Genomic DNA, 13,345 nt, shown 5'->3' with positions numbered 1-13,345 from the left:
GCGCGGATCAATTCCGCGGCAGGCCGAGTACGCGTTCGGCGATGATGTTGCGCTGTATTTCCGAGGTTCCGCCGGCGATGGTCGCGGCGAAGGTGCGCGTGTACCGGTCGAACCAGGCGCCGTAGTGGCTGTCCAGGTTGAGCGGGGCAAACGGGGCGGTGTCCCCGCGCAACACCAGTCCGTCGCCGCCCTTGGCGGCCAGCGCGTCCTCGCAGGCGCGTTGCATCGCCTCCGAGCCGAGCAGCTTGAGCACCGACTGGGCGGGCACGTCTTCTTCCCCGCGCGCGGCTTTGGCCAGCGTCGCCGACCCGAGCAGTCGCATCGCGTAGAAATCCATCACCAGCGTCGCGTAGCGATCCCGCTGGACGGGCCCCGCGGGGCTGGTTTCGACGGTCAGCGCGTGCAACATGTCTGCGTAATCCAGCCACAGCATTGCGCGTTCGTGACCGAGCGAACCGGTCGCGACGCGCCAGCCCGCGTTGAGTTCGCCCACCAGGTTCTCGGCCGGCACCCGCGCGTCGGTGAAGAAGACCTCGTTGAAGTCGACGTCTTCGATGTCGCCCATCGAGGCGAACGGGCGGCGGACCACACCGGGGGTGTCGGTCGGAATCAGTAAAGCGCTGATGCCCTTGTGTTTTGGGGCGCCCGGATCGGTGCGCACGAACGTCAACAGCACATCGGCGTGATGGGCGCCCGATGTCCACACCTTTTGTCCGTTGACCACGAAGTGGTCACCGTCAAGCACCGCGCGGGTTTTCAGCGACGCGAGGTCCGATCCCGCGCCCGGTTCGCTCATACCCAGCGACGCGGTGATCTCCGCCCGCAGGATCGGTACCGCCCACCGCTGCTTCTGTTCGGGGGTGCCGAACGTCAACAACGACGCCGCGATGATGCCCACGCCCTGCGGGTTGAAGCTTTGATAGATCCGCCGTCGTGACAACTCTTCTTGGTACACGTATTGCTGCAGCAGCGTCGCATTGCGCCCGCCGAACTCCGGCGGATTGCCGGGCAGGAGCCACCCGCTGTCGAACAGCAGGCGCTGCCACCGGCGGGCCCACGCGGGGATGTCCGAACTCGACTGCGGCCGGTCGAGCGCCTCGGCCTCGGACGGCAGATGCTCATCGAGGAAAGCGACGAATTCGGCGCGGAACGCCTCCACGTCGGCGTCAAACGTCAGCTGCACGGCACTTCCCGAAATGGTCCTGAGCGCACTTACTCCGTCGGTAGATCACGCTTTCCGCCAACGGCGCGGTTCGCTCTTGCGATTACGCTTCCCTAGACACGTGTAAGAGAATACTATTCTCGTGGTAAGAAAGTTACAATCTCCGACACGTGATCCGTGAGGGGGTCGAGCGCAGCGATGTCACGGCGTTCTCCGGTAGAGTCCAACCATGTTCTCCCAGCGCGGCAATCACCTGAGTCGGCCGTGACCAATCCCAGCGAAGAGCCGGCCTGGAAGCAGCGCGCCGTCGAGCGGTCCATCAAGACGGCGAAATTGCGTGCGGCGCAACGGGTTCAGCGCTTCCTCGACGCCGCCCAAGCCATCATCATCGAAAAGGGCAGCACCGACTTTACCGTCCAGGAGGTCGTGGACCGCTCCCGCCAGTCACTGCGCAGCTTCTACCTGCAATTCGACGGCAAGCACGAGCTGTTGCTGGCGCTGTTCGAAGATGCGCTGAGCCGCTCCGCCGACCAGATCCGCGCCGCCACGGAAAGCCACAGCGATCCGCTGGAGCGGCTGCAGGTCGCCGTACAACTGTTGTACGAAGCCTCGCGCCCGGATCCGACCGCCAAGCGCCCGCTGTTCACCGACTTTGCTCCTCGATTGCTGGTGACACATCCGGCCGAGGTCAAGGTCGCGCACGCTCCGTTGCTAGCGTTGCTGACGGAACTGATGGACGCGGCCCACGATGCCGGGAAGTTGCGCACCACCATCAACCCCAAGCGCGTGGCCGCCATGACCATGCAGACGGTGATGTTCATCGCGCAGTCCAGCGGCGGCCCCGACGACGCGACGACCCACCCCATCACCGCAGAAGAGGTATGGGACTTCTGCTCACGCGGCTTCGTCGCGTAACACCGCCCCACGGGCCGTAATCTTCCTCACTCCGGAGCTGAGCAAATAGCGCACGCCGTTTGCCGGTGAGAATGAGATTCTCTAATATCTAGAACCACGAGTAGCCGAAACGGATTCGCCATTGACACCCGTGACGGCCGAATGACAGAGTTCAAAAGCGGCAAGACCCACGATCCGGGGACGCGATTGTTCTCCGCGCAGGCGTGCCGATCAGATCAAAGTCAGGAGTTGAGGTAGCCATGACCGGACGTGTTGAGGGCAAAGTCGCCTTGGTCACCGGAGCGGCGCGCGGTCAGGGCCGCAGTCACGCGGTGCGGTTGGCGCAGGAGGGCGCGGACATCATCGCCATCGATATCTGCAAGCCCATCCGCGAGGGCGTGCTGGACACCGCGATCCCGGCGTCGACGCCCGAGGACCTGGCCGAGACCGCCGACCTGGTCAAGGGGCACAACCGCAGGATCTTCACGGCCGAGGTGGACGTCCGCGACTACGATGCGCTCAAGGCGGCGGTGGACAACGGCGTCGAGCAACTCGGGCGTCTCGACATCATCGTCGCCAACGCCGGAATCGGTAACGGCGGCGAGACTTTGGACAAGACCAGCGAAGAAGACTGGACCGAGATGATCGACATCAATCTGGCCGGGGTGTGGAAAACCGTGAAAGCCGGTGTGCCCCATCTGCTGGCCGGTGGTCGCGGCGGTTCCATCATCCTGACCAGCTCGGTCGGCGGCCTCAAGGCCTACCCCCACACCGGCCACTACGTCGCGGCCAAGCACGGCGTCGTCGGGCTGATGCGTGCCTTCGGAGTTGAATTGGGACAGCACATGATTCGCGTCAACTCCGTGCATCCCACGCACGTCAAAACCCCCATGCTGCACAACGAAGGCACCTTCAAGATGTTCCGGCCGGACCTGGAGAACCCGGGCCCCGACGACATGGCGCCGATCTGTCAGCTGTTCCACACCCTGCCGATCCCCTGGGTTGAGCCGATCGACATCAGCAACGCGGTGCTGTTCTTCGCCTCGGACGAGGCCCGCTACATCACCGGTGTGACCCTGCCGATCGACGCGGGTAGCTGCCTGAAATAGAGTTCCGTCCCATGGACGGATCTCTGTCTGGTTTCGACGGCCGCGGGGCCGTGATCACCGGCGGTGCCAGCGGCATCGGCTTGGCCACGGCCACCGAATTCGCCCGCCGCGGCGCCCGCCTGGTGCTCTCCGACGTCGATCAGCCGGCGCTGGAACAGGCGGTGAATCGGCTGCGCGGCGAGGGCTTCGACGCGCACGGCGTCGTCTGCGACGTCCGGAATCTCGACGAGATGGTTCACCTCGCCGACGAGGCCTTCCGGTTGCTCGGCAGCGTCGACGTCGTTTTCAGCAATGCCGGCATCGTCGTCGCGGGTCCGATGGGCCAGATGAATCACGACGACTGGCGGTGGGTGATCGACATCGACCTATGGGGATCGATCCATGCCGTCGAGGCATTCGTGCCCAGGTTGATCGAACAGGGCACGGGCGGGCACATCGCGTTCACCGCCTCCTTCGCCGGGTTGGTGCCCAACGCCGGTCTCGGGACGTACGGCGTTGCCAAATACGGGGTCGTCGGACTCGCCGAAACGCTGGCGCGTGAGGTCAAGGCCAATGGCATTGGCGTATCGGTGCTGTGCCCGATGGTCGTGGAAACCAAGCTGGTCTCCAATTCCGAGCGGATCCGCGGCGCGGACTACGGGCTGTCGGCCAGTCCGGAGGGGGCGTTCGGAACGTTGCCCACCCAGAACGAGAGCGTCAGCGCCGACGATGTCGCGCGGTTGACGGCGGATGCAATTCTGGCGAACCGGCTGTACATCCTGCCGCACGCGGCGGCCCGCGAGTCCATCCGCCGCAGGTTCGAGCGCATCGACCGGACCTTCGACGAACAGGCCGCCGAGGGCTGGACGCACTAGTTCGGCGGGCCCAGCCGGTAGTCGCCGGTCCGCGGGTCGTGATACCACCCGCTGGAGGCCTGGGTGCCGCCGTCGACGTGCAGCGTCTGCCCGGTCAGATAGGCCGCCATGTCCGAGGCCAAGAATACTGCGGCACTGGCGATTTCGTCGACGTGGCCGGGACGGCCCATCGGCACCATGTCGCGCATTGCACTCGTCGCGGCCTCCCCGCCCAGCTGCGCCAGCCCCTCGGTGAGGGTGATGTCCGGGGCTATCGCGTTGACCCGGATCCCATGGGGCGCCAATTCCAGTGCCGCGGTCTTGGTGTAGTTGATGACGCCGGCCTTGGCGGCTGCGTAGGCTGCGTAGCCCGGCGCCGCTCGTACGCCCTCGATCGAGGTCAGCGAGATGATGCTGCCGGGCAGGCCCTCCGACACCATCGTCCGGGCAACCCGTTGGCTGCACAGCAGGACGTGGCGCAGGTTGGCGCGATACAGCGCATCCCAACCGTTTTCGCTCGTTTCCAGCAGCGGCGAGGAGAACACGCCGCCGGCGTTGTTCACCAGAATCGTCGGTGTGCCCAGCTCCGCGATGGTGCGGTCCAGCGCGCCATCCACCTGGGCGCCGTCCCGGACATCGGTGACGATCCCCAGGGCGCCAATGGATTCGGCCGCCTGCGCGCAGGTTTGCGGGTCGCGCTCCCAGATCGCCACCCGTGCGCCGAACGCGGCCATCCCGGCCGCGATGCCGCGGCCGATGCCCGCGCCCCCGCCGGTCACCACCGCGACGTGGCCGGTCAGCAGGATGTTCGAGGGGTCGATCGCCATCCTCGATCAGCCCGCCGTGTGCATCGCCGGCGCGCTGCCGATGACACCGTCGGATTCCAGGCCGGCGATCTCCGCGTCGGACAAGCCGAGCCCGGTCAGCAGTTCGTGGTTGTGCTGTCCCAGCAGCGGCGCGTGCTCGGTGTGGAACCTGCTGGGCCCGGCTGAGCATCTCATCGGCACGGTGCTGAGCCTAGCCGGACCGTTGACGGGGTGGTCGACTTCTTCGAAGAAGCCCCGGAACGCCAACTGCTCCAACTCGGTTTGACGATGCGGTTGCATCACCTTGGCCACCGGCACCCCGGCGTCCCAGAGGGTTGCGACGATCTCGTCGCGGGTGCGGCCTTCGCACCACGCCGCGAGTTGTTCGTCGATTAGGTCGTGGTGCTCGCGCCGACCGGCGTGCGTCGACAGCTCGGGAGATGTTGCCCAGGAGGGTGATCCGATCGCGCGACACAGTTTTGCCCACTGATCGTCGGTGGCCACGGCGATGGCGACCCAGCTGTCGAGCCGGCCGAATTCGTCGATATCCGCGCTGAGGTAGAGGTTCTGTGGCGCCGCCGTCGGCCCGCGGTTGCCCGCACGCTCCAGCAGCGCCCCATAGGCCGAGTGCTCGATGACCTGCTCGGCGGAGATGCTCAGGGCCGCATCGACCATCGCCGCTTCGACGAACACGCCCTCGCCGGTGCGGCGGCGGTGCTCCAGCGCCAGCAGCAGCGCGTTGGCCGCGTGCACACCGGCGCATGGGTCGCCGATCGAATACGGGTCATACGGTGTGCGGTCCGGGTAGCCGGTGAGCCAGCTGACTCCGGACGCGGCTTCGATGACGTAGGCGAACGCGGGGTTATCGCGCCATGGCCCTTCGAGACCGAATCCGGGCATCCGCACCATCACCACGTCCGGCCGAATCGATTGAACGGTGGCGAAATCCAGGCCGAGCTGATCCAGCACCCGGGGGGTGAAGTTTTCCACGACGACGTCGCACGTGGCGATGAGCCGGCGCAGCAACTCCCTGCCGCGCGGGCTCTGCAGGTCCAGCGTCAGGCCCTTTTTGTTGGTGTTCAGCGCCTCGAAGATGGGCGATCTCTCCCACCATTGCTCCTCGGTGACCGGCACGCCGGCGATCAGCCGCGTGCCGTCCGGGCGCCGGGTGGATTCGACATGGATGACCTCGGCGCCGAGCATGGCCAGAAAGTGCGTGGCGCAGGGTCCCGCCCAGAACGTCGTCATGTCCAACACCCGAAGGCCGGTGAGCGGCAACGATTTCGCGGCACCGGTCGGCGCCGGCCGGGCGGGCACATCCGCGGCCCGGTAATCCTCGGTGTGCTCCCCAAGCCGTGGCGCCGGATGGGGGCCGCGCAACTGCGCGGGCCGCATCCGGTAGGGGTGACTCGGCTGCTGGAAGCCGTCGCGCGGGTTGCGGACGAACGAACCGCGTTGCACGAACTGGTCGAACGACGCGACGTTCGCGCCGTTGGCGACGGGGGCGTTGGGGATACGGAACGCCGTAGCCAGTTCCCGGATTTCGTCGACGGTGGTGCGGGCCACCCAGTCGAAGATGTCCTCGGCGTAGACGTTGGCCAGCTCGGTGATCGACAGCGGCGAGTCCTCATCGATCCACTCCGGGTGCCCGACCATCGCGCACAAGTCGAACCACTGCTGCGCGGTCCCGCAGCCGAGATCCACCAAACCGTCTTTTGCCTGAGCCACTCCCGGTATCGTCGGCCGTCGCATGTCTCGCCACGGCCGCCCGAGCACCTCGAAGTAGGACACCGGATAATAGGTGAGGCACAAAATCTGGGTCTCGAGCATCGACAGGTCCAGCAGTTCTCCTGCCCCACCGCCGATTCGGCGCCAACGCGACGCCAGGGTGGCCGCGCTGGCATAGGCTCCGGCCAGGTACTCGCCGACCTGACCGCCGATGAAGACGGGCGGGCGCTGCTGCTCGCCGCGGCCGAGCCCGACGATTCCTCCCGACCAGGCCTGCAGCGTGAATTCGGTTGCGGCGCGGTCGCACCAGGGACCTTCCAGCCCGAACGGCGTGATCGCCGTGACGGTCAGGTGCGGGTGCCGCCGATGGATGGCGTGCGGCGTAAAGGCCGGGTGCTCGGCCACTGCCGAACCGGCAGACCAGACCACCGCGTCCGCGGAGGCCAATAACCGGTGCAGCAGCTCGGCGTCGTCGTCGCCGGCGGGGTCGGCGACGACGCTGCGCTTTGCGCCGGCCAGGAAGCTGAACAGCGCACCGTCACCGCCATCCGGGATGGACGCACCCGAGGCGGACCACCTGCGCAGCGGATCACCTTCTGGTGGTTCGACTTTCACGACATCAGCCCCGCCGTCGGAGAGCAGTTTGGTGCAGTAGGCGCCCGCTATGCCGGTGGACAGATCGATCACCGTGTAGCCGGTCAGTGGCGGTTCGACCCGGTGTTGCGTCACGAGTTCTTTTTCTTCGCTTTGGCTTTTTTGCTCGCTTTCTTGCTCAGGCGCCAGTCGGCGGGGAACCTGCCGTCGTTGTCCTTGACCGCATCGCCCAGACCCCGCTTCATGGCGTCAGCGAGCGTCAGTTCGTCACCGACGTCCGGGCGCACCATGCCGCCCATCGATTCGAAGACGCCGCTGAGCATGCTGCTGAGATACTCGCCCTGGAACTGCTTCATGATTTCGAAGAAGACCTTCTTAATCCGGCCGGTCGAACGTGATCGTGGCGATCCGCGTCGTGGCGTCCTTGTCGTAGCGGATCATCTCCTCGGCCGACGACTCCGCGGGGTCCGGCATGGCTAGGGCCGCCAGAACGGGCTCGCGGTGAGCACTTCCGAACCGTCGGCGGTAATCAGGACCGCTTCTCGCCCGAATACCGCGCCGACTCCCTCTTCCCACACATATCCCGTCACGGCAAGCACCATCCCCGGTTCCAACCGTTCGTCGGCCGCGGTGGCGGGCAGATGCTTGGAGACGACGGGAGGGTCGAACCCCATGCCCAGGCCGCGGGCCACCGGCATCGGTGGGTCCGGTTCCCCCGCGGCTCGGTAGGCGGCCAACAGTTCGGCCGCCCCCGCGCCGGGCCGGCAGGCGTCGAACAACCTGCCCCACAGGCTGTCCCAGCGTCGGTAGAGCGCCGCCGCGCCGTCGGGCACGTGCGACTTGCCGGCGGGCCAGGTGCGTCCCACCTCGCCGACGTAGCCCCCGGCCAGGACTCCGGCGGAGAACGCCACCAGATCGCCGTCCTGGATGCGGCCGTCACCGTGGGCGCGACGCCACGGGTGCGTGCGCGAGGTCACCCACGCGACGTCTTGATTCGACGGCGTGCTCACGCCGCCGGCCGCCGAGGCCTCCAACACCACACCGGCCAGCGCTTGTTCGCTCACCCCCGGCCGCAACTCCTCGACCGCGGCCGCCAGGGCCGATTCGGCCACCGCGACGGATTCCCGCACCGCGGCGATCTCCTCGGCGGTCTTGACTCGGCGGGCGGCCCGCATCGCGAGCTCCCCGTCGACCAGCTGTGCGTTGGGGAATGCGGTCGGCAGCAGCTGGGCGAAAACCGGTGAGAGCGCGTCGGTTCCGACGCGCCGCGCACTGGCCGCTCCGTCGATGCGCTGCAGCGCCGACATGGTGTTCATCGGGTTCCACGAGATGCCGTAGAGATTCTCGTGGGGGATGTCGTCGGGCACACCCTCGTCCCACGTGCTGAGGAGGTGCACGGCGCCGGTCTCACGCACCACCACACAGGTCGGACCGAAGGGGCGGGTGCCGGCGACCCACAACTGCGGCGCACCAGTGACGTAACGGACATTGGCCTGCCGGCCCAGGACCAGAACATCGAGATCGTGCGCCGCCATCTCGTCGAGCGCCCGCTGGCGACGCCCCGAGCGCAGCGTGCGCTCATCGGGCAGGACTTCAGTTGCCATAGGGGTCATAGGGGTAGTCGGTCAAACGGATCCAGCCTTCCTCGGTAATCACCAGGACCTCTTCGCTGCGGTAGCCTCCGGTGCCGTCCTCCCACACGACGGGCTCCAGGACCAGCACCATCCCGGGTTGCAGGACGAAGTTCTCGTCGAACTCCTGTCCGAGATCCGTTCCGATCATGGGCATTTCGGCGGCGTTGACACCGATCCCGTGGCCCAGGTAGAAGTGCGGCAGCCAGGGCTTGCTGCCGCCGTTGGCCTGGATCGCGGCCCGGCCGAGATCCGCCGCGGTGGCGCCGGCCTTGGCGACCCCCAGGACGGCGGACATGATCTCGAACCAGGTGTCGAACTGCGCCTGTTGGCGCGGGGAGGGGTCCCGCCCGACGATCCAGGTACGCCCGAAGTCGGAGCAGTAGCCCTGGTAGGTGATGCTGACGTCGGTCCACAGCACGTCGCCCTCGGCCAGCTCGCGCTCGGTGCTCAGCAGCGGCAGCGCCAGGTCGCCGTGCGTGGTCCACACGCCCTCGGCCTTGCTCGGCGGCATCACCTGCCAGATCGGTTCGAGCATGCTGGCCGTGGCACCCAGCTCGAAGGCACGGCGCAAAAAGCTTGCCGACAAATCGATCTGACGTATCCCGGGCGCCAGCCGCTTCTGCACCTCGACCATGGCCTCGTCGGTGATCCGGATGGCGGTGCGCATGCACGACAACTCATCCGGGGTCTTGACCGACTTGGCCGCGCTGACGATGGCCGCGGCGTCGACCGGGGCCCCGTTCGGGAACAAGGCGTTCGCGGCGCGCGACATCGCCCCCGTGCACTCGTCGACCGCCACCACCGCTTTGGCCGGGATCAGCCCGGCGATCGTCCGCGCGAAATGGGCCACCCCCTCGTCGAATTCGAGATAGACCGGCCCGTGCAGGTGGTCGGCGGGCAGATCCGACTCCTGCGAGGCGCCCTCCCGGAACGGGAGGAACAGGTGCGGCCACTCGTCGTCGGCGAGCACCACGGCCACCGGACGCTCGACATAGGACAGCCCGGCGTCGCCCAGTGGCCAACTTGCGCCCGTGGCGTAGACGACGGCGTTGTTGCCGAGCAGGATCATCGCGTCGACCCCGCGTTCGGCCATCGCCGACCGCAGCCGGGCTCCCGTCTCGCGGCGCAGGCGGGCCAGGTCGGGTGTTTCGGGAATCACCAGCCCGTTGCCTCTGCTGGTCCCCAGGTGTGCGAGCGTCTTCACTACAGGCCCAGGAACGTTGTGATGTTGTCGCTGACGATCTTCTTGGCGTTCGCCGGACCGACGGCGTCGACAACGGCCTTCAGCGACTTCTCCGAGTAGCCATAGGTGCTTTCGTTGTGCGGGTAGTCGCTGGACCACATCACCCTGTCCACCCCGATCTGGTCGATCAGTTGCAGGCCCAGGGGGTCGACCATGAACGACGCGCTCATGTGGGTGTCCCAGTAGTAGCGCACATCGTGCTGCAGCGGCCGGTTGAACATGTGCTGATAGGACGCGACCAGGTGCTCGGCGTCCTGCAAAGCCCATGGCACCCAGGCGATTCCGCCCTCGAACCAGCCGATCCGCAGCCCGGGATGATCGTCGAGAATTCCGGTGAAGAGATACTTGGCGAACTGCTCGCGGAATCCGTCGACGTTGATCATCATGCCGACCACCACACTGTTGAACTGACACGGGGTCTTCGGCGGGGTCTCGCCGATGTGGTGGGTCACCGGCAGGCCGGCGGCCTCGATCTCGTCCCAGACCGGTTTCATCGCGGTGCTGCCGTAGTCGATGATGTTGCCCTCGTCGTCCTTGCCCGGGTTGAGCGGCAGTAGGAACGTCTTGAGCCCCAAGGACTTCAACTCTTCGAGGGTCTTGCGGGTCCCCTGTGGGTCCCACCAGTTGATCAGGCCGGCCCCGTAGAAGTGGCCGCCCGAGCGCTCCTGCAACTCAGCGATGTATTCGTTGTAGATACGGAAGGCAAGCTCGCGAAGTTGCTTGTCCGGGTAGTGGAACAGTGCCAGCACCGCGTTGGGAAAGGCCAGTTCCTTCTCGACCCCGTCGTCGTGCAATTCCTGGATCCGGGCCTCGATGTTGGTGCTGGCGGCGCCGGGCAGGTCGTCGTACTGCATCAGGACCGCGCTGAAATCGCCCGGCAGGAACGACTGCCCCTTGCGCCCGACCTGGTAGGCGCCCTCCTCATACCAGATCCGCGGCGCCTTGTCCTTCAGGTCATCCGGGAAGCGTTGGTAGAAGATGTCATCCGCCAGCGAGATGTGGTTGTCGGCCGAGAAGACGACGGTCCCCGGGGGCAGGCCCACATCGCTGCCGGCGGCGTGGCCACGTCGGTCCTTCGGGGCGCCATAACCTCCGGGCGGGTAGAGCGTGCTTGTTTGAGTCGTCATCGTTGACCCTCCATTGTCGATCCGCAGTTTTTTCACAGTAGCGAGCTGGGCTACCAGGTCACCGGCAGTTCGTAGACGCCGTAGGCGAGGCGGTCATGCTTGAACGGGACTTCTTCGATCGGCACCGCCAGAGCCATGGTGGGGATGCGGCGGAGCAGGGTCTGGAACACGATCTGCAGTTCCGCCCGCGCCAGTTGCTGACCCACGCACTGGTGGCGGCCATAGCCGAAGGCGACATTGCGATCGGCTCCAGAGCGATGCAGGTACAGGCGATCGGGTTCGGCGAACGCCTGCGCGTCCCAGTTGGCCGGTGCCAGGTCGATGATGATGCCTTCGTTCGCGCGGATGGTCTCACCACCGACATGGATGTCTTCCAAAGCGACGCGACGCTGTCCGTTTTGGATGATGCTGAGGTAGCGCAGCAATTCCTCCACCGCGTTGGCGAGAATCTTCGGGTCCTCGGCGTCGCGGATGACGGCGGCCTGGTCCGGATTCTCCAGCAGCGCAAGCACTCCGAGCCCGATCATGTTCGCGGTCGTCTCGTGCCCGGCGATCAGCAATCCGGTGCCGAGCTGTGCGGCTTCCTTGACGCTGAGTTCGCCGGCCTTGACTCGCTCGGCGAGATCGGAAACCGCGTCCTCGGCGGGGTTTTCCATCTTGGCTTCGACCAGCTGAGCCAGGTACTTGTGCAGGCTCATCGCACCCTTCATGGTGTCCTCGGCGGCGGCGAAGCGCGCGAGGCCGACATTGGCGTGGTGCTGGAACATCTCGGCGTCCTCGTAGGGCACCCCGAGCATTTGGCTGATGACCAGCGACGGAACCGGAAGGGCAATGGCGCCAACGACATCCGCGGGCTGCGGACCGGCCAGCATCGTATCGATGTGGTCGTCGGTGATCTGCTGGATCGTCGGCCGCAGACCCTCCACCCGCCGGAACGTGAAGGGCTTGGACAGCATCCGCCTAAACCGGGTGTGCTCCTCGCCGTCGGAGGTGAACACCGACCGAGGCCGCTTGTGCACGGTCGACAACATGCCTTCGTTCCAGTGCGGGAAGCCGGGCACCCGGTCGTCGACGCTGACCCGCGAATCCGAGAACAGCTCGCGCACTTGCTCGTAGCCGGTGATGAGCCACGGCGTACTGCCATCCCAGATCCGCACCCGGGACAGCGGCCGGGACTCGGCCAGTGCCATGACGTCCGGCGGCGGGGCGAACGGGCAGCGCGGCTCCCTGGCCATCGGATAGTCCGGAATGTCGGCGGTCTGCTCTGTTGTGGTGCTCGTCAGAATGTCTGACATCTCTATTCCTCGCCGTATTTCATTCTTCAACGTGGATAGCCAGGGCGGGGCAGGCTGCCGCCGCCCGCCGCGCGCCCTCGGCCTGCTCGGCCGTCGGACTGGGATTGAGTAAAACGACCACGCCGTCGTCGTCGCGCTGGTCGAACACGTCGGGCGCATTCATGACGCAGTTCCCCGAAGAAGCGCAAACGTCCTGGTCGACAGTCACTTTCATCTTCCAGCCCCTCACTCGTCCGCCGTCACAGGCGCCAGCCACAGGCCCACGATCGCGTCGATAAGTCCGGACGCCGCAGCCCGCCATGAACGATGGGACGTCAATGCGCCTGCGGCAAGCGCGCGTTCGCGGTCCGCGCAGGTGTGCATCAACAGGTTTCGGGCCATGATGTTGCGCTCGAAGTGCACTTCGGTCGGCAATTCGGGCAGACAGCGGTTGATGCCTTCGACGACCTGAACCAGCGACGGGGAGCTCAGCGCGCCCTTGACGATGATGTTGTAGTACGCGGGGTCGGTCATCGCCTGCGCCGCGAACCGCGCGTACCAGGTGGGATTTCCAAGCTCCTCGAGGTGATCGGTGAGCGGACGCACCAGACAGGCCACCCAGTTGCGCAGTTCGGCGTCCCGGCCGTCGTCGGCACCCGAGCCGAGCAGCTCGGCGACCATCTGCTCACGGAGCTGCTCGACGGGCCCGCGGTGCTTGTGCTCGATCGCGCGCACCAGGTCGGCCTTGGTGCCGAAGTGGTAACCGACCGCGGCGTTGTTGCCCTGGCCGGCGGCCTCGCTGACTTGCCGGTTGGACACCGCGAACATGCCGTGCTCGGCGTAGAGCCGCTCGGCTGCCACCAAGATCGCCTCTTGGGTGGAGCTGGCCCGCTCGGTGCGCACGGTCCGGCCGACGGTGGTCATCGGCCTAGTCAACCGCG

12 protein-coding genes and 1 pseudogene are annotated in these 13,345 nt (G+C 66.6%); 3 read left to right on the top strand and 10 right to left on the bottom strand.

The window, feature by feature from the left end; genetic code table 11:
• Positions 1-7 precede the first annotated feature (7 nt).
• The gene (locus AC0KTM_RS02015) at positions 8-1,183 is read right to left on the bottom strand and encodes an acyl-CoA dehydrogenase family protein (protein WP_472414833.1); all 1,176 of its coding nucleotides are present in this window, start codon (positions 1,181-1,183) and stop codon (positions 8-10) included.
• A 243-nt stretch (positions 1,184-1,426) separates the two neighbouring features.
• On the opposite strand from AC0KTM_RS02015, the gene AC0KTM_RS02010 reads away from it, so the two are divergent.
• The 3 genes from AC0KTM_RS02010 (at position 1,427) to AC0KTM_RS02000 (ending at position 4,019) form a co-directional block, all read left to right on the top strand.
• Positions 1,427-2,077 (top strand): TetR/AcrR family transcriptional regulator, encoded by a 651-nt coding sequence (locus AC0KTM_RS02010; RefSeq protein WP_225327436.1) that lies wholly within the window; start codon positions 1,427-1,429, stop codon positions 2,075-2,077.
• Positions 2,078-2,316: 239 nt separating this feature from the next.
• Positions 2,317-3,165: a mycofactocin-coupled SDR family oxidoreductase gene (locus AC0KTM_RS02005; RefSeq protein ID WP_225327437.1), complete on the top strand. Its 849-nt coding sequence runs from the start codon at positions 2,317-2,319 to the stop codon at positions 3,163-3,165.
• A gap of 23 nt (positions 3,166-3,188) precedes the next feature.
• Positions 3,189-4,019 (top strand): SDR family NAD(P)-dependent oxidoreductase, encoded by an 831-nt coding sequence (locus tag AC0KTM_RS02000; RefSeq protein ID WP_472417340.1) that lies wholly within the window; start codon positions 3,189-3,191, stop codon positions 4,017-4,019.
• On the opposite strand, the gene AC0KTM_RS01995 is transcribed toward AC0KTM_RS02000, so the two are convergent.
• The 9 genes and pseudogenes from AC0KTM_RS01995 to AC0KTM_RS01955 form a co-directional block, all read right to left on the bottom strand.
• Positions 4,016-4,825 (bottom strand): SDR family NAD(P)-dependent oxidoreductase, encoded by an 810-nt coding sequence (locus AC0KTM_RS01995; protein WP_225329080.1) that lies wholly within the window; start codon positions 4,823-4,825, stop codon positions 4,016-4,018. The two genes, AC0KTM_RS02000 and AC0KTM_RS01995, sit on opposite strands and share 4 nt — an antisense overlap.
• Positions 4,826-4,831: 6 nt before the next feature.
• Positions 4,832-7,261, bottom strand: a complete 2,430-nt coding sequence (locus AC0KTM_RS01990) for a CaiB/BaiF CoA transferase family protein (RefSeq protein WP_472414831.1) — start codon at positions 7,259-7,261, stop codon at positions 4,832-4,834.
• Positions 7,258-7,506 (bottom strand): annotated as a pseudogene (locus AC0KTM_RS01985) (enoyl-CoA hydratase/isomerase family protein); the annotation flags it as partial. The gene AC0KTM_RS01990 and the pseudogene AC0KTM_RS01985, both read right to left, overlap by 4 nt.
• A 96-nt stretch (positions 7,507-7,602) precedes the next feature.
• On the bottom strand, positions 7,603-8,730 hold the full coding sequence (locus tag AC0KTM_RS01980; RefSeq protein WP_225329077.1) for a M24 family metallopeptidase: 1,128 nt from the start codon (positions 8,728-8,730) through the stop codon (positions 7,603-7,605).
• Positions 8,720-9,964, bottom strand: coding sequence for a M24 family metallopeptidase (locus AC0KTM_RS01975; RefSeq protein WP_225329076.1), 1,245 nt, complete (start codon positions 9,962-9,964; stop codon positions 8,720-8,722). The genes AC0KTM_RS01980 and AC0KTM_RS01975 overlap by 11 nt, the downstream gene beginning before the upstream one ends.
• On the bottom strand, positions 9,964-11,130 hold the full coding sequence (locus AC0KTM_RS01970) for an amidohydrolase family protein (protein ID WP_225329075.1): 1,167 nt from the start codon (positions 11,128-11,130) through the stop codon (positions 9,964-9,966). Before AC0KTM_RS01970 ends, AC0KTM_RS01975 begins: the two co-directional genes overlap by 1 nt.
• Before the next feature lie 50 nt (positions 11,131-11,180).
• Entirely contained in the window at positions 11,181-12,425 is a 1,245-nt protein-coding gene (locus AC0KTM_RS01965; RefSeq protein WP_225329074.1) for a cytochrome P450, read from the bottom strand.
• A gap of 19 nt (positions 12,426-12,444) precedes the next feature.
• Complete coding sequence (locus tag AC0KTM_RS01960) at positions 12,445-12,639, bottom strand: ferredoxin (RefSeq protein WP_225329073.1); 195 nt, start codon at positions 12,637-12,639, stop codon at positions 12,445-12,447.
• 11 nt (positions 12,640-12,650) lie between these two features.
• Positions 12,651-13,328, bottom strand: a complete 678-nt coding sequence (locus tag AC0KTM_RS01955) for a TetR/AcrR family transcriptional regulator (protein WP_225329072.1) — start codon at positions 13,326-13,328, stop codon at positions 12,651-12,653.
• Positions 13,329-13,345 lie beyond the last annotated feature (17 nt).

This window comes from Mycobacterium sp. NTMscope_Eco_3 (genome assembly GCF_976985685.1).
Note: the sequence above shows the minus strand (reverse complement) of the source record. Positions and strands in the feature narration are given on the sequence as shown.

Coding starts and splice junctions, on each gene's coding strand:
- AC0KTM_RS02005 (WP_225327437.1), top strand. CDS start 2,317: ATGACCGGACGTGTTGAGGGCAAAGTCGCCTTGGTCACCGGAGCGGCG.
- AC0KTM_RS01995 (WP_225329080.1), bottom strand. CDS start 4,825: ATGGCGATCGACCCCTCGAACATCCTGCTGACCGGCCACGTCGCGGTG.
- AC0KTM_RS01980 (WP_225329077.1), bottom strand. CDS start 8,730: ATGGCAACTGAAGTCCTGCCCGATGAGCGCACGCTGCGCTCGGGGCGT.
- AC0KTM_RS01970 (WP_225329075.1), bottom strand. CDS start 11,130: ATGACGACTCAAACAAGCACGCTCTACCCGCCCGGAGGTTATGGCGCC.
- AC0KTM_RS01965 (WP_225329074.1), bottom strand. CDS start 12,425: ATGTCAGACATTCTGACGAGCACCACAACAGAGCAGACCGCCGACATT.
- AC0KTM_RS01960 (WP_225329073.1), bottom strand. CDS start 12,639: ATGAAAGTGACTGTCGACCAGGACGTTTGCGCTTCTTCGGGGAACTGC.
- AC0KTM_RS01955 (WP_225329072.1), bottom strand. CDS start 13,328: ATGACCACCGTCGGCCGGACCGTGCGCACCGAGCGGGCCAGCTCCACC.